The organism is Mesorhizobium sp. B2-3-7 (assembly GCF_006442695.1).
Taxonomy (GTDB): Bacteria; Pseudomonadota; Alphaproteobacteria; order Rhizobiales; family Rhizobiaceae; genus Mesorhizobium.
Genome location: NZ_VFVV01000005.1, coordinates 271,547 through 292,421, shown reverse-complemented (window position 1 = coordinate 292,421; position 20,875 = coordinate 271,547). Strand labels below are relative to the sequence as shown.

At 61.7% G+C, this 20,875-nt stretch carries 17 protein-coding genes; 16 read left to right on the top strand and 1 reads right to left on the bottom strand.

The features are described 5' to 3' along the window. Positions 1-48: 48 nt before the first annotated feature. From FJ940_RS29050 to FJ940_RS12675, 3 genes are all read left to right on the top strand, one after another. A complete protein-coding gene (locus FJ940_RS29050; RefSeq protein ID WP_348641154.1) occupies positions 49-339 on the top strand; it encodes an SDR family NAD(P)-dependent oxidoreductase in 291 nt (96 codons plus the stop codon). Positions 340-425: 86 nt separating this feature from the next. After that, on the top strand, positions 426-638 hold the full coding sequence (locus FJ940_RS12680; protein WP_181168590.1) for a hypothetical protein: 213 nt from the start codon (positions 426-428) through the stop codon (positions 636-638). A gap of 536 nt (positions 639-1,174) precedes the next feature. Next, positions 1,175-1,573: a hypothetical protein gene (locus tag FJ940_RS12675; protein WP_140656725.1), complete on the top strand. Its 399-nt coding sequence runs from the start codon at positions 1,175-1,177 to the stop codon at positions 1,571-1,573. Positions 1,574-1,727: 154 nt separating this feature from the next. On the opposite strand, the gene tssH is transcribed toward FJ940_RS12675, so the two are convergent. Further along, positions 1,728-4,487 carry a type VI secretion system ATPase TssH gene (gene tssH / locus FJ940_RS12670; protein ID WP_140656724.1) on the bottom strand — a complete coding sequence of 920 codons (2,760 nt, stop codon included), beginning with the start codon at positions 4,485-4,487 and terminating at the stop codon, positions 1,728-1,730. Positions 4,488-4,808: 321 nt separating this feature from the next. Here tssH and tssA point away from each other — a divergent pair, with 321 nt between their 5' ends. From tssA to tagF, 13 genes are read left to right on the top strand one after another with little or no spacing between them, the layout of a single operon-like run. Continuing rightward, positions 4,809-5,981, top strand: a complete 1,173-nt coding sequence (tssA, locus tag FJ940_RS12665) for a type VI secretion system protein TssA (protein WP_140656723.1) — start codon at positions 4,809-4,811, stop codon at positions 5,979-5,981. 5 nt (positions 5,982-5,986) lie between these two features. Next, a complete protein-coding gene (gene tssB, locus FJ940_RS12660; RefSeq protein WP_140524740.1) occupies positions 5,987-6,526 on the top strand; it encodes a type VI secretion system contractile sheath small subunit in 540 nt (179 codons plus the stop codon). A 2-nt stretch (positions 6,527-6,528) separates the two neighbouring features. Then, positions 6,529-8,034: a type VI secretion system contractile sheath large subunit gene (tssC, locus tag FJ940_RS12655; protein WP_140498288.1), complete on the top strand. Its 1,506-nt coding sequence runs from the start codon at positions 6,529-6,531 to the stop codon at positions 8,032-8,034. Positions 8,035-8,079: 45 nt separating this feature from the next. Then, positions 8,080-8,535, top strand: coding sequence for an Hcp family type VI secretion system effector (locus tag FJ940_RS12650; RefSeq protein ID WP_115143971.1), 456 nt, complete (start codon positions 8,080-8,082; stop codon positions 8,533-8,535). After that, positions 8,522-9,277, top strand: a complete 756-nt coding sequence (tssE, locus tag FJ940_RS12645; protein ID WP_140656765.1) for a type VI secretion system baseplate subunit TssE — start codon at positions 8,522-8,524, stop codon at positions 9,275-9,277. Before FJ940_RS12650 ends, tssE begins: the two co-directional genes overlap by 14 nt. Position 9,278: 1 nt before the next feature. Beyond that, on the top strand, positions 9,279-11,153 hold the full coding sequence (tssF, locus tag FJ940_RS12640; protein WP_140656722.1) for a type VI secretion system baseplate subunit TssF: 1,875 nt from the start codon (positions 9,279-9,281) through the stop codon (positions 11,151-11,153). Beyond that, a complete protein-coding gene (tssG, locus tag FJ940_RS12635) occupies positions 11,117-12,184 on the top strand; it encodes a type VI secretion system baseplate subunit TssG (protein WP_140557374.1) in 1,068 nt (355 codons plus the stop codon). The genes tssF and tssG overlap by 37 nt, the downstream gene beginning before the upstream one ends. After that, positions 12,181-13,653: a type VI secretion system-associated FHA domain protein TagH gene (tagH, locus tag FJ940_RS12630; RefSeq protein ID WP_140515106.1), complete on the top strand. Its 1,473-nt coding sequence runs from the start codon at positions 12,181-12,183 to the stop codon at positions 13,651-13,653. Before tssG ends, tagH begins: the two co-directional genes overlap by 4 nt. 3 nt (positions 13,654-13,656) lie before the next feature. Beyond that, positions 13,657-14,109 carry a type VI secretion system lipoprotein TssJ gene (gene tssJ / locus FJ940_RS12625; RefSeq protein ID WP_140498291.1) on the top strand — a complete coding sequence of 151 codons (453 nt, stop codon included), beginning with the start codon at positions 13,657-13,659 and terminating at the stop codon, positions 14,107-14,109. Positions 14,110-14,147: 38 nt separating this feature from the next. Next, positions 14,148-15,482: a type VI secretion system baseplate subunit TssK gene (gene tssK, locus FJ940_RS12620; protein WP_140656720.1), complete on the top strand. Its 1,335-nt coding sequence runs from the start codon at positions 14,148-14,150 to the stop codon at positions 15,480-15,482. 4 nt (positions 15,483-15,486) lie between these two features. Continuing rightward, a complete protein-coding gene (gene icmH, locus FJ940_RS12615; RefSeq protein WP_140623892.1) occupies positions 15,487-16,809 on the top strand; it encodes a type IVB secretion system protein IcmH/DotU in 1,323 nt (440 codons plus the stop codon). A 1-nt stretch (position 16,810) separates the two neighbouring features. Further along, positions 16,811-20,347, top strand: coding sequence for a type VI secretion system membrane subunit TssM (gene tssM, locus FJ940_RS12610; protein WP_140632228.1), 3,537 nt, complete (start codon positions 16,811-16,813; stop codon positions 20,345-20,347). Then, a complete protein-coding gene (gene tagF, locus FJ940_RS12605) occupies positions 20,329-20,874 on the top strand; it encodes a type VI secretion system-associated protein TagF (RefSeq protein ID WP_140524748.1) in 546 nt (181 codons plus the stop codon). The genes tssM and tagF overlap by 19 nt, the downstream gene beginning before the upstream one ends. Position 20,875: the final 1 nt, after the last annotated feature.

The following is a 20,875-nucleotide window of genomic DNA, read 5'->3' as shown; positions in this document are numbered from 1 at the left end:
ACTCCTGCCGGTCGAGACGACCTCCATAGGTTCCGGCGGAGTCGCCCTGTGCCCGCGCAGATCCTGGATCTGGGTGCGCCTGACCGCCCTTCTTTCACTACAGGCAGAAACATGATGACAAAGCGAACATTTCTCGTCACCGCCGCCAGCAAGGGCATCGGCCGCGCGCTCTCGGCGCGGCTCGCCGCCGACGGTCATCACGTTGTCGGCATCGCTCGTGGCGATGATCCAGCGGACGAGCTTGGCGTGAAGGCCATCGCGAAATGGAAGAGCAGCCCGCCTCGAGGCCATTGGCAGGAGGCGGGCGTGAGGATTAAATATTCGCTTGTGCTAATATAAAAATGACGTAACGTAATGTCCGGCATCTTGAGGATGCGCAACCGTGGGGGAGTACGATGAGAGTTGCTATATTTTGCGCGGCTATCATGATCGCTGCGACTGGTGGCACCATTGCCAAGGAAAAGAAAGTGGTGGTCGGTGATGCTGCGGCCCTGTGCTCTACGAAGCATTCGACCAAGAAGCAGGTGAGAGATCTGGACTGCGGTTTGACTGGCACGGCCAAAATGCCGGATGGAGCAACCCCGGAAAAGCCGCGCCTCGGATACGACACCGATCCGTGGATGGTCATTGGCTTTTAAAGCTGGCTGCAGATAGCCGCCAACTTGCGGCGTGGCCGATGGTCGCCAGGTACTTGGAATGACACTCGTATCAAATTCCAGCACGACCAAACGAATTACCGCAATCCACCAGCAATCCCCAATTGCCGTGAGCCCATCGGGCGCTTGGCGAATTGGGACGTGGTTTCGGCACGACTACCTGCCGACGAAGTAGCTATCTGCGTGCCGATTGTCGCTGATTATCTATGGAATTTTTTTACTTTTGTTTTCAGTATGTTGCGCCGCAGATTGACGTATTTTCGGCGGCGTTTGAGTGGGGGGCAGTAATGATCGGGTAGTGGGCCGAACTCGACAATCCTGCCACGATGCATGACAGAGAACCGCTCGCCAAAATGGGCGACGACGGCAACATGGCATGGTGCACCGGCTGCATACGATCTGAGGCGTCACGTTTGCACTCACAAAAAGCTCCATCTCGGCCCTGCGATATTCATGGATGAGGCGTAAGTGTGATGGTTGTGGTAAGGGAATGACGCTTTCTTTTCATGGAGATTGCGATGAGGGAGAGAACGATTGAAAGCGGCCTCAGCCCGCAAATGCAGGAGGCCATTCCGATAATTCGACGCGTTTTCAGACAACATGCGCCGAGGCCGCTTGAGCTTGAGCTTACTGCTGGAAAAGAGTGGTATAATCATTCCCGCTGGTCCCTGCATCATTCCGGCAATGCGGTTGATATTAGGACGAAAAAGCTGGCGGATCGCGGGACCGGTATGTTGTCAATCCTTTTAGGATACTTTTTGCAGCAGGAACTTAACTCTGAACTTGGCAAGGCCAAGTATTTAGTCCTGGTGAACGATCAAGGGCCTATGTTTCCGCATATTCACGTTCAGTATAATCCAGGGGCCAGAATGAGCACACCTGGGGACTATGACGGCAAGCGACGGCGAGAGGTCTAGCCGCCCAAAGGAACTCATTTGCGTGCTTGGTTGCCTTTTGCACGCTAGCGCGGACAAAAGCCTCGCCGCGCTCTTGCGCCATGCCGTGGAAGGCATCCTTCAATCCACCGCGCGGATGCAAAGCCGTTTGATGCGCCGGTACCATCCGCCCAAATTACTCGAAGAAATAAGTAAAGCCCCCGTCGGAGGTTCCAACGGTCACCTTCGTCATCTTTTCACCGTCAAGCGACCGGTTGAGCACGCCGCGGCTTAATTCCGGCAGAAGCGTGTTGGTTAGGATGGCATCGATCATCCGCCCGCCGGATTCGATTTCCGTGCAGCGTGCCCTGACCAGATCGATGACGCCGTCGCCGATCACCAGTTCCGCGCCACTGGTTGCACGCAGCCGGCGAGCGATCCTGGCGAACTGATGACGGGTGATCGCCTCGATCATCGAATCCGACAGCGGGTAGTAAGGAATGGTTACCACCCGTCCAAGAAACGCCGCCGGAAAAACCTTCAGCAACGGCCGGCGCAAGGCCGTATCCAGATCTTCGAGGCCGGTCCGAACCGTGCCGTTCCTCGTCCGGTCCATGATGACTTCGGAGCCGACGTTCGAGGTGAGCAGGATCAATGTGTTCTTGAAATCGATGCGCCGCCCTTCGCTGTCGTCCATCATGCCCTTGTCGAAAACCTGGAAGAAGATTTCGTGGACGTCCGGATGCGCCTTCTCGACCTCGTCGAGCAGGATCACCGAATAGGGTTTGCGCCGAACCGCCTCTGTCAGGATGCCACCCTTGCCGTAGCCGACATAGCCGGGGGGCGCTCCCTTTAAAGTCGAGACAGTATGCGCCTCCTGAAACTCCGACATGTTGATCGAGATCAGGTTCTGTTCGCCACCATAAAGCGTCTCCGCCAAGGCCAGCGCGGTTTCGGTCTTGCCGACGCCGGAGGGGCCACAAAGCAGGAACACCCCCACCGGCTTTTCCGGCGCGCCGAGCCCGGCGCGGCTGGTCTGCACACGCTTGGCGATCATCTCCATGGCATGCTCTTGGCCAACCACGCGCTCGCACAGAGTGGCCGCGAGCCGGAGGGCTTTTTCGGTCTGGCTCGACAGCATGCGCCCCGTGGGGATGCCGGTCCAGTCCTGGACCACCGCGGCCACGGCATTTCGATCAACCGAGGGCAGGATCAGCGGCGCCTCGCCTTGCGCCTCGGCCAGTTCAGCCATGCGTTCGCGCAACCGGGTAAGATCGGCGACCGGATCAGGTGGAAGTCCATCGGCAACAGCCGTTTTCACTTTGGGATCGGATGCCTTGTCCTTGGGCGTTTGGATCTCAGGCAACTCAGACTCAGAGGCGTTGGCATCCGCTGGCGTTTCCATCGCATCGAGCGGCATACCGTCGCCGCGCAGCCGGGCACGCAATTCGAGTATCTCGGCAACTAAAACTCTTTCGCGGTCCCAACGTTGTTGCGCGGCAGCCAGCGCGACCCCTGTTTCGGCAAGTCCGGTGTCGACCCGTGCCTGCCGTTCGGTCACCTCGATCCCGATCGCCGCCTCACGATCGATGATGCCGCGCTCGACCTCCAGCGCCTGGCGACGCCGTATGATATCCTCGAGCTCGGCCGGCGTGGCATGCTGCGAGATTGCGACCCGGGCGCAAGCGGTGTCGAGAAGGCTCACCGCCTTGTCGGGTAGTTGCCGCGCCGGGATATAGCGGTGTGACAGGCCCACTGCCGCCTCGATCGCCTCATCCAGTATCTGCACCCGGTGGTGCTGCTCGAGAACTCCGGCCACCCCGCGCAACATGAGAACGGCCACAGCTTCGGAAGGCTCGTCGATCTTTACCACCTGAAACCGACGGGTCAGCGCCGGGTCTTTTTCTATGTGCTGCTTGTATTCAGCCCAGGTCGTTGCCGCGACGGTACGCAGTTCACCGCGTGCCAGCGCCGGCTTCAGGAGATTGGCCGCGTCGCCGGTTCCAGCAGGGCCGCCTGCGCCGATCAAGGTGTGAGCTTCATCGATAAAAAGGATAACCGGTGTTTCGGACGACTGCACCTCGTCGATTACAGCCTTAAGCCGTTTTTCGAACTCGCCCTTTACGCTTGCCCCGGCCTGCATCAAACCGACATCGAGCATGCGCACGCTGACGCCCTGTAGCATCGGTGGTACATCGCCCTGGGCAATACGCAAGGCGAAGCCCTCGACGACCGCGGTCTTGCCTACCCCGGCTTCGCCCGTCAGGATCGGGTTGTTCTGCCGCCGCCGCATCAGGACATCAACGATCTGCCTGATCTCGGGGTCGCGGCCGACGACGGGATCGATCTTGCCGTCGCGGGCGCGCTGGGTCAGGTCGGTGGCGTATTTCGCCAGCGCCGAATCCCCACCCGGAGCCCGCCGTGGCATCTCCGTTGCGGAGACCGTGGTCGAGGTGCCAGCTTCGAGTGAGCCCTCCATGACATCGGCGAACCGCGCGATCACCGCGTCGGCGTCGATCTCGTCGAATGCGCCGCTGATCTTCGACAGCAGGCCTTCTAGGACCGGGGTCTTCAGGCAAGCGAGCAGAATATGCGCGCTGCGGACTTCCTCGACGCTGAACTCAAGCGTCGCCAAGTTCCAGGCCTCCTGGATGGCATGAAAGATGTGGTCGGAAAATTCCTCGATCGATGTGGCGCCGTATGGCAGCTTGTCCACGGCGCGGGTCATATCGGCCGTGAGCCGGCTGGCATCCACTCCCGCATCGGCGATGATCATTTGCACGTCCGAGCGATCGGAAAGCACCAGTTGCTCGATGAAGTGGACGAGTTCGACGTAAGGGTTGCCGCGCAGCTTGGCGGTGTCCGCGGCTGCCTTGAAGGCGCGCACGCCGACAGGATTGAGCTTGCCGACCAGTTCCTTACGCTTGAAGCTCTGTGACGACCGGCGCTGTTCCATCGAACCTGCTCCTGCAATCTGCCAGTCGACAACCTGCCACATAAGCCGTCGCTTGACAAAGCGCCTGATGGACGGCGTCGCCAAGGCCGTTCGCGGGGCCGTCAGCCTTTGGAAACCCTAACCACTGGCGGCAGAAGAATTCGCGCATCCGTGTGGTGTATTTTGCCGACTGGGTTCGGCAGTCTCGCCAAGCCATCCCATAGCGAACACGCGGTGGTCAGCTTTCGTTAGCTTTTAAGCAGCGGCTTTAATTGGCGTACGGCACATCAGTGTGGTAACCTTGGGTCAGGTGCCGTTGAGGGCCGGTCGCTGGGGGTCTGTGTGATTGATGTCGCACTTTGGCTTACTCCGCTCGACGGTGAAAATCCGTCAGGGGAGGATTTGCGCAACGACCCGGCCTTTCATGAGCTGGAGCGACTGACGGAACAGCAGAAGAAAGTCGAGTTCCAAGGCAGCAAAAACACTGAAGTCGACGTTCCGATAGACTGGCCTACCGTGCTTACCAGGGCTGAAGAGTTGCGGTCTCACGGCCGGGACCTGCGCCTTCTCGTCATTGTTACGCGTGGACTGGCCAACGAGCATGGGTTGGCCGGCCTGGCTGCCGGCCTGACCCTCATCGCGCAAACTGTCGATCAGCATTGGACGACCATGCATCCGGCCCTGCGGTCCGGTGCCACGCCGCGCGAAGCAGCCTTGCGCCGCATCAATGCGCTTACCGACCTTCAGAACAGCCAGGACGGTCTACTCAAAGATTTGCGGAAAATGACATTCTTTGCGCCGCGCGCCATTGGGCCGATCCTGGGCGCGGATCTGGAGAAGGGTTCGCTTGACGAGCGGGTCATGCTGCAGGAGGCTGCTTCGGGACTGAATGCGGCCGAGAAGGCGAAGCTGGCAAGCGAGCACAGCCAACTGGTGAACCGGGTGCGTAGCGCATGCGCGGCGCTGATTGATCAGGCCGGGCCAGAAATGACGTTGCTCATAGCCGACGCCCGCGCCGCGATCGCCGCTCTCGAGAGCGCCGAAGCCGCCTTTAACTCCCGCCTCGAAGGCGCTGGCGCCACGCTTCCCGAGTTAAAGCGGTTTCTGCAGCGTCTGCTGACGACCCTCGAACGAAACGCGACCGGTGCCACTGCCGCGAACGGCCTCGCAAAGCCGGTCGCGACGCCAGCAGAACCGGCAGCACGTGTTCGCAACGGCGATGGAGCCGATACGATGGCAAGCGTGGCAAGCTACGCAAAATCCGGCGACAGCGGCCTGCCCGACCGGATCTCCTCGCGCGACGACGTCGTCAAATGCCTCGATCTCGTCGTCGCCTTCTATGACAGCACCGAACCGTCCAGCCCGATCCCGCACCTGGCAAGGCGCGTGCGCCGAATGGTGCATATGGATTTCGTTGAACTGATGGAAGATCTCGCCCCGTCGGGACTGAAGGAATTTCGGCTTCTTGCCGGCGTTCCCGATATCAAGAAGACGGCACAGAAAGATGAAAGGTAAGACACATGCCAGCCGAAAGCAAAGCCAAGGTCATCGAACGAAATCGCGCGCCACGGGTGCAGATCGCCTATGACGTGGAAACCTACGGCAGCCCGACGACGATCGAACTGCCGTTTGTCATGGGCGTGATGGCCGACCTTTCCGGTGCTTCGCAAACCAAGGAAGCGTCAAAGTCGGTTCTGGACCGCTCCTTTGTCGAGACCGACGCGAACCGCTTCCCCAAGTTCATGGAGGCGCTCGGACCCCGCGTCAAAGCGCGGGTGAAGAACACGCTGCCGCAGGCCGAAGGCCAAGAGCGCGACGAGGAACTGGCACTCGATCTCACCTTCACCAAAATGGGCGATTTCGCCCCCGACAAGATCGCCGAGCAGGTTCCGCAACTGGCCGAGATCCTCAAGATGCGTCGTCAACTCGAGGAATTGCTGGGCTTCATGGATGGCCGCGTAGACGCCGAAAAACGTATCGCGCAGTTGCTGAACAACGAGCCACTTCTTGGCAAGATCGCCAGCCAGGCGCTGGCTGACGACGACAAGACGGGAGAATAACCATGGCCGAACAGCAAAAGACCGCCACCCTCGCCGCCGAGGCCGAAGCCATAGACCTTGGAGAATTCAGTGGACTCCTCGAGAAGGATTTCAAGGTCAAGAAAGACGACAGCGAGAAGCTGCAGCAACTCGTGCGCAATCTCGCGCTCGCAGCGCAGTCCCGTTCCGACACCACAACCATCTCGTCCAATGCCATCAAGTCGATCAAGTCGCTGATCGCCGGTATAGACAAGATGCTGACGGCTCAGGTCAACGAGATCCTGCACGCACCGGAAGTGCGCGAAATGGAAGGCACATGGCGCGGCCTGTGGTACCTCGTCAACAACACCGAGACCGACCAGAAGCTTAAAATCCGGGTGATGAACATTTCCAAGGAACAGCTGGCCGACACGCTCGAAGACTACGAAGGCCAGATGTGGGATCAGAGTCCGATCTTCAAGAAAGTCTACACAGACGAATATTCGATGCTTGGCGGCGAGCCGATCGGCTGCGTGATCGGCGCCTACGAATTTTCCAACCACCCGCGCGACGTCGGTCTGCTACGCAACATCTCCGGCATCTGCGCTTCTGCGCACACGCCTTTTATCGCGGCCGCCTCGCCTCGACTGTTTCGTATGGATAGCTGGCAGGAATTGCCGAACCCTCAGGATCTGCAGCAGATCGTTTCCAACCCGGCCTATGCCTCCTGGCAGTCGCTGCGGGAAAGCGAGGATGCTCGCTACATCGGGCTGACCATGCCCCGCGTCCTGGCCCGGCTGCCATATGGCACGGACACCGTTCCGGTGAAGGGCTTCACCTTCGAGGAAGAGGTGCAGGGCGATCACAACAAGTATGTCTGGATGAACGCCGCCTTCCCGATGGGCGTCAACATCAACCGCAGCCACAAGTTGTTTGGCTGGGGTACCCAGATCCGCGGCGTCGAGAACGGCGGAACGGTGCTTAATTTGCCGGTGCACAGCTTCCCGACCGATGATGGGTCGATAGCGATGAAATGCCCCACGGAAGTCGCCATTGATGACCGGCGTGAGGCGGAACTCGCCAAGCTTGGCCTGATGCCGATCCTGCACCGGAAGAACACGGATCTTGCGGCTTTCATCGGTGCCCATTCGTTACAGGACGACGAAACGCGCGCCGGCCGACTGGTGGACCCCGATGCGCAGTCTAATGAGCGGCTGAGCGCCAACCTGCCCTACTTGTTCCCGGTTTCGCGCTTTGCGCACTATCTCAAAGCCATAGCGCGAGACAAGGTCGGGTCGTTTAAGGAACGCTCCGACATGCAGATCTGGTTGACCGAGTGGATCAACCGCTACGTGCTGGCCAACCCGGCCTTTGCCGACGACAAGGCGCGCGCCAAGCGCCCGCTCGCCGCCGCCGAGGTCCAAGTGGACAGCGTGGAGGGGCGGCCGGGCTACTACAACGCCCGCTTCTATCTGCGCCCGCATTACCAGTTGGAGGGCATCAATGCCTCGCTTCGACTGGTGTCGGAACTGCCGTCCGTTAAGACTTGATTGCAGCAACAACAATCTTTTTTTTGACAATGGTGGAGAGAGACAATGCCAGTAAAGATTGATGGTTTTCTGAAGGTTCCCGATATCAAGGGCCCCAGCACCCGCGACGGCCACGATGATGAGATCGAAATCCATGGCGTCGACTACAAGATGGTCGCACCCTATGACCCGAATTCGCTCTCACGTCGGGGCCGCGTGTCCATGGGCATGATCAAATTCATCAAACACTACGACAAATCTTCGCCCTATCTCAAGAAAGCCTTGTTCGAGAACAAGGCCCTCGATGAAGTGGTGTTCTCGGCACGTCGGACGATCGATGGCGAGACTAAGGATTATCTGGTCGTCACCCTCACCGACGCCTCGATCATGGAATACGACATGTCGCAGGCCGAGGATGAGGAAGACCTGATCCAGGAAGAGGTCAGCTTCGCCTACAAGAAGATCAAGTTCGTCTATGACGGCAATGATGAAGCCGAAATGGATGTCTATGTCGGCAAGTGAGGGTCGGCGACCCGACGCTGGCAAGCAGCAGAGTACCGGCAGCTTGCGGGCAAAAAGCGAGGCCGTCCAGCCGTCGCTTTGGGATCGCCTCGTCAATGACCTGCCTGGTCTGACCTCGGAGATAGACGAGCTGCGCCATGTCTTGCTCGACGAGCTTGGCGCCGACCGTGTCGACGCCCTCGTTGGCGCCAGCGCGCGGGCCATCGACGCTGATGCCGAACTCACAGCCGAGCAAAAACGGCGTCTGCATCGATTGGCCTTTCAGACCCAGCATCGGGTCGAGATCGAAAGTCGCGGCGTTGTGGTGTCAGCCCGCGTCCTCAGAGAAGCAGTGCGGCGTGACGTCGAGGCGCTCTTCAACACCGAGCGCTTCGAGGCCACGCCGCTCCTGTCCGATCTGGAAAATGAACAGGTATCGGACAACCCACCATCGCTCGCAGATTTCCCGGAGGTGCGCCGGAGCGTGGTCAATTACGGCGTCCCCTCCTTCTCGGGCAGGTCTTCGCGCGACTTTGATCGCGATGTGCTGGCGCGTGAGATCCGTGCGGTGCTCGCCACCTTCGAGCCCCGCCTCAAGGAAAGCGCAACAAAGGTCACAGTGACGCTTGGCGACAAGACCGCGGGCCTCAAGATCGAGATTGACGGTGTGCTGATCTTAACCCCGACACCGGAACGCATGCGCCTGCGCACTACGATCAATCTCGATAACGGCGCGGCGCGGACCGAAATCAGGGACGCCTGAGATGGATCGGGTCTTCGTCGAATATTACGAGGAGGAGTTGACCCACATCCGCGGCCTTGCGGCCGAATTTGCCGATATGCATCCAGCGGTCGCGCGCAACCTCTCCCTCGATACGGTCCCCTGTCCGGACCCCTATGTTGAGCGGCTGCTGGATGGCGTGGCTTTCCTCGCGGCGCGCACCCGGCTAAAGGTCGACGCCGAGCGTTCGCGATTTTCGCGCAGTGTGCTCGACGTTCTTTATCCCGATCTGGTCACCCCGGCGCCGGCAACGGCGATGGTGGTGCTCAAACCAGGCCAGCAGGTCCAGACCATGCTCGACGGCCACGTCGTCAGGCGCAACACCCGGCTGGTTTCCAGCCTGCGGCCCGGCCTTTCGACGCGCTGCACTTTCTCGACCGCGCAAGAGACGACCCTGTGGCCGATAGCAATCACTTCGGTCAGCTATTTTCAGGACCGCAGCGCGTTGGCGGCGGCCGGGATGGCCACGGTCGGCGGTGTGCGCGGCGAGGCGGCGCTCCGCATCACGCTGGCCCCGACCGGAAAAGGCAAGCTCCACGAATTGACGCTCGACCGGCTCGATATTTATTTTGCCGGGCGAACCAAGGCGCCGCTGCTATTCGACGCGATCTTCGGCACTTGCTCAACCGTTGGCGCACGCGCTGAGGGCAAGACCAACCCGTTGTCGCCCTTGCCAGCGCCCGAAATGGTTGGCATCAGCGACGACGAAGCCTTGATGCCGCGTACCCGCCCGACATTCGAAGGATATCGCCTCCTGCGAGAATACTTCATAATGCCCGAGCGCTTCCACTATGTGCGGGTTTCGGGGCTACAGCCTGTCGTGCGTCGATGCGACGGAGGGCTTGAGATCGTCTTCCAATTCAGGCGTCCGGTGCCAGAGTTGGCCGATCTGACATCGGCCGACTTCGAACTTTTCGCAACGCCGATCATCAATCTTTTCGAACGTGAGTGCAACGTCGTCGAGATCGATGCGCGTAAGACACGCCAGGTTTTGCATGCAGACCGCACGCGGGCGCGCGACTTTGAAATCTATCGGATCATTCGTGTTGAGGACGCCGACACCGAAGGCAACGACGCCGAAATTCCGGAACTGTTCAGCCTGGGGCAGAACAGCGGCAGTGGGTGGGTCTACTCAACCGAGCGGCGCCCTCGGCGCGCGACCGAAGACGAACGGCGCGACGGTCTAACGCGCACGTCATACACCGGCGACGACGTTTTCCTGGCCGTATCGCGACCGCTCGCTAGCCCGGCGTACCGACCTCTGAAGCGTCTCGACGTCGTAGCACTGTGCACCAATCGTGACCTGCCGATCCTCGATGACAATCCCACATTGACGCTTGAGGCCGGCGACCCGGTCGAAATCGTCAGGCTCCTTGGAGCCCTGCGTCCACCGCATCCGGCGATCCCCGCAGCACTGCCCACAGGGGCCGAGGGTGAATCGCGCGCCGACGATCTCGCCTGGCGGCTGGTGGCACAGCTCATGCTCAACTTTCTCAGCCTTGCCAAGGAGGGCCGCGGCGTCGACCCGTTGCATGCGCTTCTCGATATCTATGCCGACCGAGGCGATCCCAGCCTGGCTCGCAATGTACATTCGATCGCCCGCATCGACTCGCGGCCGGTCGTGGAGCGGCTTCAGATCGAGGGGCCGATGTGCTTCGGACGCGGCACCGAGGTTACGTTGCATGTCGATGAATCCATCCTGGCTGGCCAAAGCACTTTGCTGCTTTCGGCTTTGCTGGCGCGGCTGTTCGCCCGATATGCCGGAATAAACGGTTTCGTGCGGACCCGCACGCGGCTGCTGCAGAAGCAGGAGGATGTGCCATGGCCGATGACGCCCGGCAATCGCTCCCTGATCTAGACAAGCCCAGCCCAAACCCCGCTGAAGGTCTGTCCGAAGGGTTCGACTTTTTCGAATTGCTGCGCCGTCTCGAACAGCAAAATGCCGTGTTCGGCCATTCCGGCCGTCCCGACCGTGAGCCGGCAAGGCTTGGCCAGCATGTGCGCCTCGCCTTCTCGGCCAGGGACCTGGTCCATTTCCGCGAAGCCGACAACGGCAAGCCGGCCCGGGTCACGATTGCAAATCTGGGTCTCTTGGGCCCCGAGGGTCCAATGCCGCTGCATCTGACGCGCTGGGTGCTCGACCGGCTGTCGCAGCGGTGGTTCGCCGGGGCCAACGCACAGCTGACCAGCGACACTACTTTCGTCGATTTCGTCAACATTCTGCAGCACCGCATGATCGCCCTTTACTATCGGGCGTGGGCGGATGCGAATCCGGCCGTTCAGGTTGAACGCGCGGTCGGTGGCCGGGTTCGCGCCATGCTTGCGGCCATGGCCGGTATCGGACTTCCCGGCACCCGAAACATCGATCTCGACATGGTGAAGCTTCGCCAGGCGGCTTCGCTCGCCAGCCAGGTCGAGGGCCCGGAACGACTGACACTGTTCCTGGCGGAAGCCTTCAAGGTGCCGGTAAAGATCAAGGAATTCGTCGCCGCCTGGACAATCATACCAGCAGGCCTCCAGACCCGCCTCGCAAAATCCTTTGCTGTGCTCGGTCGGGGGGCGACGATCGGCCCACGCGTTTTCACCCGCCAAAGCAGGATCGAACTGCGGGTCGGCCCTTTGAAGTATGATGATTTCAAGACATTCCTGCCGGGCAGCCAGCGGCTCAAACTGTTCCAGCACGCGGTTCGCGACATGGTCGGAGAATCTCTCGATGTCGATCTGCGTATCGTGCTTGCGCGTGAGGCAGTGCCGCCGCCCCGTATTGGAGCGGTGCAGCTCGGCCGAACCGCCTGGCTTGCGCGACCCGCTGAAAGGGGAGATGCTGATGATATGCGGCTGCGCACAATCGTCGGATGGCGGCCGGAAATGGCGGGGGGCGCGGCATGAGTCTGCTGCTAACGCTAGAGCAAGGGCCACGCACCCAGGCGGTGCGGCAAACTCGCCTGGACGAAGGTGAGCTGGTGATCGGCCGCAGCGCCGATGCAGGCTGGCAGATCGATGATCCCGACATGTTCGTTTCACGCGCTCACTGCAAAATCTCTGGCGGGCGAGATGGATATTTCGTCACCGACACATCGAGCAGCGGTTTGTTCATAAACGATTCCGATAGCCCGCTTGGTCCAGGCAAGTCCGCACGCCTTCAAAGCGGCATGCGGCTCAGGCTGGGCGATTACGTCGTCTGTGTCGACCTGCAGATCGCGGCCGCTCAAGCGCCCGCAGTCATCCAGCCGGTACCAGAACGTCTGCCAGCGGCATCGCGGGCGCCGGTAAGCATCGGCCGCGATGACTTCTTTTCCGCCAAGGTCGAAGAAGCGCCGCAACGGCCTCGACCTGCTGATCTGCCGAACCCATTCGAGCAGCCGATCCCAGGGGCGTTCGAGCGCGCGTCTTCCGGCCAGCGCAACTCGCCTGCTTTCGACGACCCGTTCAGCCTCGATCCGGTTTCAACGCCGGTGTCGAAAAACGCCGCCGTTTATGTCGAGCAGGGCGGGGTGGGCAGCCGGGCGGATCCATTCAGCCTCGACCGGCCCCCCCCTCCCAGCCACGGAGCTGAATCCGCAGCGGGAAAGCTGTCCGACTTCAACGATGATTTTGGTTTCGGACCGGTCTCCTCGCCCAGTTCGACAAATAACTCGGCCTCGACCGGCCAGCGCGAGCGCATTGCCCAACGGCCACCATCCGCCAATCCCTGGGATATTCCCGCGCAACCGGCCGATGTCCTGCCTCCAGCGCGCATGGGTGCTGCTTCCAAACCTGCCCGCCCGCCGGCAAGCGCGCAGCCCGCCGAGATGGCGCTCCGCGCCGCCTTCTTGCGCGGCATGGGCGTCGAGGAAGCCGATTTCCCCGGGCGCGACAGCATCGTGGAAATGGAGAAGTTCGGCCGCGAATACCGGCTGATGATGGAAGGGCTGATGCAGCTTCTGCGCAAGCGGGCCGAGGAGAAAGGAAATGCTCGCGTCGCCCAGACAATGGTCGGTGCCTCCGAAGTCAATCCGCTCAAATTTCTGCCGTCGGTCGACGACGCCATCGTGACGCTGATCGCCGAGCGCAGCCCCGGATTTCTCGCCGGGGAGGCGGCCATCGCCGATGCAGTTCGCGATCTCGCGCAACATCACGTGCGCGCTTGGCGAGGCATACAGGCCGCTTTGCGACGGATGATCGATCGTTTCGATCCCGCAGCGATCGAGGACGAGCTGAAATCGAATTCGGCGATCGGCACCCTGCTTTCGGGCGGGCGCGGCGCCAAGCTGTGGGAGCTCTATCAAAAACGCCATCGCGAAATCGCCGAAAGCGCGGAAAAAAGCTTCCTTGGCGAAATCGGCACTGATTTTCGAGATGCATATGAGGAGGAGTAAGCCATGATCGACCGACGTGAATTGATGATTGCCCTGGGCGCGACCGGGCTGGTTGCAGCGTGCCAGAGCGGTCCGCCAAAGCCGTCGGTGATCACCGTCAACGTGACCGGCGGGGCCGGCATGAATCCGGGGCCAGGTGGCGGCGACCGGCCGGTGACGGTTCTCGTGATGCGGTTAAAAAGCACCGGCAAATTCAATTCCGCCGACTATTTTGCGCTGCAGGGGGATGCCGGCAGCGCACTCGCAGGAGATCTTATCGGTTCCGACCAGATCGCCGTCGGGCCCGGAAAATCCGCATCCAAGACCATCACTGTCGAGCCGGACGCGACGGCTCTGGGCTTCGTTGCACTGATCCGCGAACCTGGCGGCAGGAACTGGCGGACAACCAAGTCGGTGTCGCCGGGATCAAAGTTCACCATCAATGTCACGTTGGGCAGCGGCGGCATCTCCGCCTAGCAGCCAAGGTAAGGGAGCTCAATGCAGAGAGTAGCGGCATGAGCGATGCAAACAGGGTGCTATGGTCCGAAGGACTTTTCCTGCGAACCCAGCATTTCCAGCAGCAGGATCGTTTCTTCGAGGCGACGGTGCGCGGCGCGTTGCAGGCCGGACAACTGCATACGTTCGGCTTTCGACAGCTGACGCTGGACCAGGCATTGCTGGAATCCGGCCAGGTCGCGATCCTGTCGGCCCGGGGCATCTTCCCGGATGGGACACCTTTTTCCATTCCGGATTGGATGGACGCGCCGCGACCGCTGCCGGTCACCCCCGAGACGAGCGCAGGGCCGGTGCTGGTCGCCTTGCCGCTGGAGCCTCCCGGTGGTGTCGGCTTCGATCCGGCACACGCCGCCGCCTCTGGAGCGCGATATCACGGGCGGATCGTTTCGGTGCGCGACGCTGTCCAGGGCGGTTCGGATCCTGAAGAAATAGAAATCGCCCGTCCGCAGGCGCTGCTGCTTGCACCTGGCAAGTCGGTTGGTGGCTACACCGCCTTGCCGATAGCCGACCTCAACGGAGTTCGAGCCGATGGCGGCGTCTCTCTGGACGAGAGCTTCCTGCCACCGGCACTGGTTACCGGCGCGGTGGCCTGGTATCGGCAATTGCTTCTGGAAGTTGTCACCGGCCTCGACCAGATCGCCGAGGCGCATGGCAAGATGGTCATGGGCGGGCCTGGGCGCAGCGTCGAAGATCTGTTGATGCTCAATCTCGCCAATGCGGCGCGTCCGCGTCTGGCTCACATGCTGGCGCAGGATGTCTTCCATCCGGCCGAGCTTTACCTGGAACTCGCCGGGCTCGCCGGTTCGATGGCAACTTACGGATCGAGCGCGCGGCGGCTGGGCGAGTTGCCCGCTTACGATCACATGGCGCCCGGCCCTGCCTATTCGGCGCTGGCGGACGCGCTGCGCTCGCTCATTCTCAGCCTTCGTTACATCGAGCCGAAATCGCGTGCGCTGCCTGTCATGCGGCACTCGACCAATGTCTGGAAAATTCGCATCGACAACCCAAAGCTGCTGGTGGCCAGCCGCATCGTCATCCGGGTCGGCTCGGAGCTGTCGGAGGATGCCCTGCGCAAGATCTTCGTCAATCAGGCGACCGTCGGCTCGGCCGACGAGTTCGAGGGCCTGTGGAAATCGCGCTTGCCCGGCATTCCGCTAAAACCGCTTCATTCCCAGCCACGCGAAATCCCTTACGACGGCGATCGACTGTGCCTCGAATTGGATCAGAAAAGCGAACACTGGGCCTCGCTGCTCGACGCACCAGGCTTCGTCATCGGTGTTTCGGGCGTGTTGCCAAGCGAGCCGCAGGTGGACTGCTATTCGGTGAACAGGTGAGATCATGAGCCGCGATGATCCTTTCGGACTGTCGGAGGATCGCGAACGCACTCGCATACGATTGAGCGGCGCGCCGATGCCAAGGCCCATGGCGCCACTTTCGCCGGGCGCACTGGTAAAACGCTCTCGCACCCACCCGAACGCGCTTGTCAACGCCTTTGCGCCCTTGCTCGAGTTCGCCCCCGAGCTCGAAAGCGCAATGCCGCCAGACAATCCGGAAGTCTTGCGCACCCGTTTGCTCGAAGAACTGGTTCGGGCACGCGACACGGCTATGTCGACGGGGTCCTCGATGGAGCGAGCCGACCAGGCAGCCTGGGTGGTGGCTGCGTTGCTCGACGATCTGGCCCTGAACACGCCTTGGGGCGGGGCCAGCGCCTGGCCGCGGCAGCCGCTCGTCGTCATGCTGCGCGGCGATGTCGATGCCGGCACGCAATTCTTCACGCGACTCGACGAACTGGAACGACATCCTAACCGGGACCGAGAATTGCTCGAACTGCAGTACCATTGCCTGGCGCTCGGCTTCCGTGGCAAATATCGCGTGCCCGGCCGCTCAGGCGACCGCTCGCTCAATGCGGTTCGCGTGGCGGCGGCCCGCTTCCTGCGCAATGCCGACGCCGAAGGCGCGCCTTTAGCGCCAAACTGGAAAGGTGTCATCGCCTCCGACCAGCCGCAGCGCTTCATCGTGCCGATCTGGGTCATGGCGCTCGGTGCTGCGGTTGCAGCCGCGGCGATCCATATCGGGCTGTCGATGGGACTGAGCAGCCAGGCGGTCGAGCTTTCCGCACTTGTTCGTGCCCTGCCACCGCCTGCCCGCGGCGACATCACCCGCGCGTCGCCCAAAGTCGACGCCCCGCCACCGGAAAAAGTGGATTTTGCGCTGTTGCCGGAATTCCAGGCGGGGGCGCCGGCCGAGCTCAAATCTGCTCTCAGCGGCACGGAGAGCGTTTCACTGGCCAAGCTGATCATCCAGGCCTCCAACCCCGAACTATTCCAGTCATCGCGGCCACAATTGACCGATGGTTTCGAACCCTTGATCGGTTCGATCGCCAAGGTGATCCTCGCCAATCAGGAGCTGATCGGAAACATCACGGTGGTCGGCCATACTGACAGCGTTCCTTTGCAAAAGACCAACCCGCTGTCGACCAACCAGCGACTATCCGAGGCTCGCGCCCGGACGATTGCCGACATGCTGGTTCAAAACGGAGTGCCGCAGGATCGCGTCCATTCGGAGGGCCGGGCTGCCACCGATCCTGTGGCCAGCGACAGCACGCGCGAGGGGCGAGCCTTGAATCGCCGCGTCGAGGTGCTCGTCGAAAAGAGGCTGTGAGATGTTCATCCTGCGCTTCCTCTGGGCGGTCCTGACATCGCGCTGGCTGTGGACGCTGATCGGCCTGACGCTGCTATCCCTGGTTATCTGGATCTTCGGTCCGATCGTCAGGGTCGGTCCCTACGACCCCTTCGCCTCCGAAAATGTGCGCATCGTCATCATCGCGCTGCTGGTCATCTTCTGGCTGGTCTGGCTGATCGTTGCCCAGCGCCGGGCGATCCGCGCCAACCGCATGTTCGTCGCCGAGATTGCCGCGCCAGCGGTGGAAAAGCCGCTCAGCCCAGGCGAAGAGAACGTCGCCGCCGTGGGCGCCAAGTTTGCCGAGGTGATGACCGAACTGAGGCGCCGCAAGCTGGGCGGGCGCAAGTTCCTGCGCGAGATGCCTTGGTATGTGATCGTCGGGCCGCCGGCCACCGGCAAGACCACCGCCTTGCGGCAGTCCGGACTGAATTTTCCGATCGACCTCACAGACGACTTGCAGGGGGTCGGTGGCACGCGCAACTGTGACTGGTTCTTTTCCGAAAACGCGGTTCTAATCGACACCGCCGGCCGCTATGTCCAGCAGGAGAGCCAGCCGGATGTCGACGCGGCCGAATGGCTCGGTTTCCTCGACCTCTTGAAGAAACATCGCGGCCGCCGTGCGCTGAACGGCGTGATCGTCGCGCTTTCGATCGACGTCCTTTCCGAGGGCGACGAGGCCATCAAGGCGCACGGGCGCAAGATCCGCCGCCGGTTGGCCGAGCTCAACGACCGGCTTGAAATCCGCCTGCCGGTCTATCTGATGCTGACCAAGGCCGACCTGATCAAGGGCTTCGAGCCCTTCTTCGGCGGCCTGTCGACCGCCTCGCGCGAACAGGTGTGGGGGACGACGTTCGCGCTGGATGCGCGCGTGGATGGCAAGACCATCGAACGAGAAATCGCGACGCTGGCGACCGAACTCGAGCGGCGCCTGGTGACGCGCCTGGAGGACGAGGACAAACTCGCCGCCCGTGCCGAAATCTTCAGGTTTCCCGCCCAACTGACAAGCTTGTCCGAACCGATTCAGGTGCTGGTCGAAGCCATGTTCGGCGAAAGCCGGTATGAGGAGGCTGCCTGGCTGCGCGGCCTCTACCTGACATCGGCGACGCAGGAAGGGGCGCCTATCGACCGGCTGACCGCCGCGCTGTCTTCCTCCTTCGGTCTTCCACCGCGGCGCGCCCTGCCCGCATCTCGGGTCGAGAAACGCAGCTTCTTCCTGAAGAACCTCCTCACTGAAGTCATCTTCAAGGAAGCAGGCCTCGGTACATTTGACCCACTGGCGCAACGCCGCCGAGCCTGGATCTGGCGCGGCGCCGCTGCCGCATGCGCTGCGGCGGCGTTGCTGGCAGGCGGCCTGTTCACCTGGTCCTATTTTGACAACCGCCATGCGATCTCGGCGCAGGCAGGCCAGTTCGAAGCGCTGCAAACGCCGCTGACCTCCGCTGCCGCAACCCCGGCATCGGTGGAGCGGCCTGCCATGGACGGCGCGCTCGAGGCGATGGACGCGGTCGCAAATGCCCGGACAGCACCGCCGGGCGCTGCCCACGATCTGCTTGGCCCATCGGCCTCGGCGGAACTGGTCAGGGCACAGGCCGACACTTATGACCACGCCCTCCGCAACGTGCTCGAGCCCCGGATGGTGGCCCTGCTCGAGGCGACGATGTGGCGCCAGATCCGCGATCCCGACTTCATGCTCGGTGCGCTCAAGACCTATCGCATGATGACGGGCCTGTCGCAGATGGATCCAGACTACGCCCAGAACTGGTGGGTGAACAGTCTGCCCGAATTCGCGGCCGCGGCGCCATTTCCGACAGCCGACGCCGAAGAGCATCAGCTTGCCGCGATCCGCCGGATGACGGTCGACGAAAGCTATGTCGCGCCGGACCAGGCCCTGGTTGCCGAAGCTCTGAAAACGGTCTGCACGATTTCGTTGCCGGCGCGTGGCTACAAGCAGTTGTTGGCCGATCCGGCAGTGGCCGGGCTGAAGGAGTGGATACCGGCCAATTTCGCCGGCCCAAACGGCGGCAAGGTGTTTGCACGGCGTTCGGGCAAGACATTACGCGTCGGCATTTCGGGCGCTTTCACCTATTCCGGCTTTCACGACGTCATTCTCGACCGCATCGACGATGTCGCCGCCCAGGCGGCGCTCGATCGTGCGGTTTTCGCCGGCGGTTGCTCGGAAAATGCCGAGACATCCGTCTCGGCGCTGTCCGAGGATATTCTGAAGCTCTACTACGACGACTACATCGCGCAATGGGATAGCTTCCTGCGCGACATGAGGCTTGCACCATTGACCGATCTCAATGTCGCCGGCGAAAACCTGAAAGACCTCTCAAGTGCGGATTCAGCGCTGAAGCGGCTGCTTACGGCGGTCGTTCAGGAGACAGAACTGACCCGTTCCGACGAAGCGCCTGCCGACGACAAGGCGGCAGCCAAGGGCGCTTCGAAACTGCTCGGCAAGCTGGGCAAGCTGGGCAAACTGGCGACGTCGGGTGCGAAACTACTTCCCCGCGCCGGATCCGCCAGTGAGGTGGACCTGACCGGCAATCTGGTGGCCGAACATTTCAAACCGCTGAAGAGCACCATCGCAGAGGTCGACGGCCAGCCACCGGCGCTGGATGCTGCCGTTGTCGCACTGACCGCGCTTTCGAACGTCCTGCAAACGGTCACCGCGAACCCCAATCCACAGGACGCCATCAAGAAACAGGGGGGCCTTGCCGAACTGACGGGCGCGGTGGCAAGGCAGGCCCAGATCCTGCCCGATCCCATCAACAGCTGGTTGGGCGGGATAGCCGGCGACACCAGCAATTTGACTCAAAAGGCGGTCACTTCGGAACTCAACGCCATCTGGCGGGCCGACATACTGCCTTTCTGCCAAGCGGCGCTGAACAATCGCTATCCCTTCAGCGAAGCCAGTGCGGTCGACGTCAACGTGCACGATTTCGCCCGCCTGTTCGGGCCGGCCGGGCTGATCGACGGTTTCATCAACGACCACCTGATCAATTATGTCGACACGACCGGCGAGCCTTGGAAGTGGCGCGCCGATTTCGGCCTCGACCCTTCGGCGCTGGCGGCGTTCGAGCAGGCCAGGCACATCCGCGACGATCTTTTCCCCGGGGGTGCCGGACCGGTGATGAGCTTCACGCTCGAACCGAAGGATCTGTCTCCCAACCTCACGCGCGTCACGCTCAATCTCGATGGCCAGAGCCTCGTCTACTATAACAACGCAACGCGGCCGCAACCGATGACCTGGCCCGGCAAGGACGGCACCGGGGTCATTTCGCTCGCCTTCCAGCCGATCGACGGATCGCCCGAAATCATGCTCAACGAGACCGGCAGCTGGGCATGGCTGAGGATGTTGCGCAGCGGCCGATTCACCGGAACCTCGCTTTCGGATGTCTACAGTCTGCGCCTGGGCACGAAAGGCATGTACGCCGATTTCGAGCTCAAGGCCGCCAGCGTCGAAAACCCCTACAACCTCGAAATGTTCAAGAAGTTCACATGTCCCGCGCAGATATGAACGCGCCCGGCTTCTACGGCAAGATCCCGGCGACGGGGGATTTCGTCGCTTGGAACCTGCCGCGGACTTTTATCGACCGCTGGGACCGCTGGATGTCGATGGAATTGCGCGCGCGGCCGGATGAAGGTGAGGACCTCGACAACCGAGTCTGGCGCTTCGTCGTTCAGGACGCGATCTTTGGCGACCAACCCTGTGCTGGCGCCTGGCGCATGAGCCAGGACCGTATCGGCCGCCGCTATCCGTTCGTGGTGACGGGGTTGGGTGCGACGCCCGATGCATCCGATCCTTGGTTTGAGGGTGTGGCTCGGATCGCTAAGTTGACTGTTGAGCACTATTGGGAGCAGGAACGTGTCGCCATAACGTTGCAGGCTCTCGATCCACCCACCTCGTTCTCCACGGTCAAACGCATTGCATTTTGGACTGATGATTGGGAGGTGCAAGAATTCGCCTTCGCCGACATCCATGATCTCGCGAACAACGCCCTACCGGCCATGCGCGCCGCGCGTGCCATGCCGAGGGGATTCTGAT

What these genes read in the sequence shown, in the direction of transcription:
- tssE (WP_140656765.1), top strand. Translation starts at nt 8,522, where the DNA reads ATGTCGGCAAGTGAGGGTCGGCGACCCGACGCTGGCAAGCAGCAGAGT.
- tssJ (WP_140498291.1), top strand. Translation starts at nt 13,657, where the DNA reads ATGATCGACCGACGTGAATTGATGATTGCCCTGGGCGCGACCGGGCTG.
- FJ940_RS12680 (WP_181168590.1), top strand. Translation starts at nt 426, where the DNA reads ATGATCGCTGCGACTGGTGGCACCATTGCCAAGGAAAAGAAAGTGGTG.
- tagH (WP_140515106.1), top strand. Translation starts at nt 12,181, where the DNA reads ATGAGTCTGCTGCTAACGCTAGAGCAAGGGCCACGCACCCAGGCGGTG.
- tssB (WP_140524740.1), top strand. Translation starts at nt 5,987, where the DNA reads ATGCCAGCCGAAAGCAAAGCCAAGGTCATCGAACGAAATCGCGCGCCA.
- tagF (WP_140524748.1), top strand. Translation starts at nt 20,329, where the DNA reads ATGTCCCGCGCAGATATGAACGCGCCCGGCTTCTACGGCAAGATCCCG.
- tssC (WP_140498288.1), top strand. Translation starts at nt 6,529, where the DNA reads ATGGCCGAACAGCAAAAGACCGCCACCCTCGCCGCCGAGGCCGAAGCC.
- tssG (WP_140557374.1), top strand. Translation starts at nt 11,117, where the DNA reads ATGGCCGATGACGCCCGGCAATCGCTCCCTGATCTAGACAAGCCCAGC.
- icmH (WP_140623892.1), top strand. Translation starts at nt 15,487, where the DNA reads ATGAGCCGCGATGATCCTTTCGGACTGTCGGAGGATCGCGAACGCACT.
- tssK (WP_140656720.1), top strand. Translation starts at nt 14,148, where the DNA reads ATGAGCGATGCAAACAGGGTGCTATGGTCCGAAGGACTTTTCCTGCGA.
- tssM (WP_140632228.1), top strand. Translation starts at nt 16,811, where the DNA reads ATGTTCATCCTGCGCTTCCTCTGGGCGGTCCTGACATCGCGCTGGCTG.
- tssH (WP_140656724.1), bottom strand. Translation starts at nt 4,487, where the DNA reads ATGGAACAGCGCCGGTCGTCACAGAGCTTCAAGCGTAAGGAACTGGTC.
- tssF (WP_140656722.1), top strand. Translation starts at nt 9,279, where the DNA reads ATGGATCGGGTCTTCGTCGAATATTACGAGGAGGAGTTGACCCACATC.
- FJ940_RS12650 (WP_115143971.1), top strand. Translation starts at nt 8,080, where the DNA reads ATGCCAGTAAAGATTGATGGTTTTCTGAAGGTTCCCGATATCAAGGGC.
- FJ940_RS12675 (WP_140656725.1), top strand. Translation starts at nt 1,175, where the DNA reads ATGAGGGAGAGAACGATTGAAAGCGGCCTCAGCCCGCAAATGCAGGAG.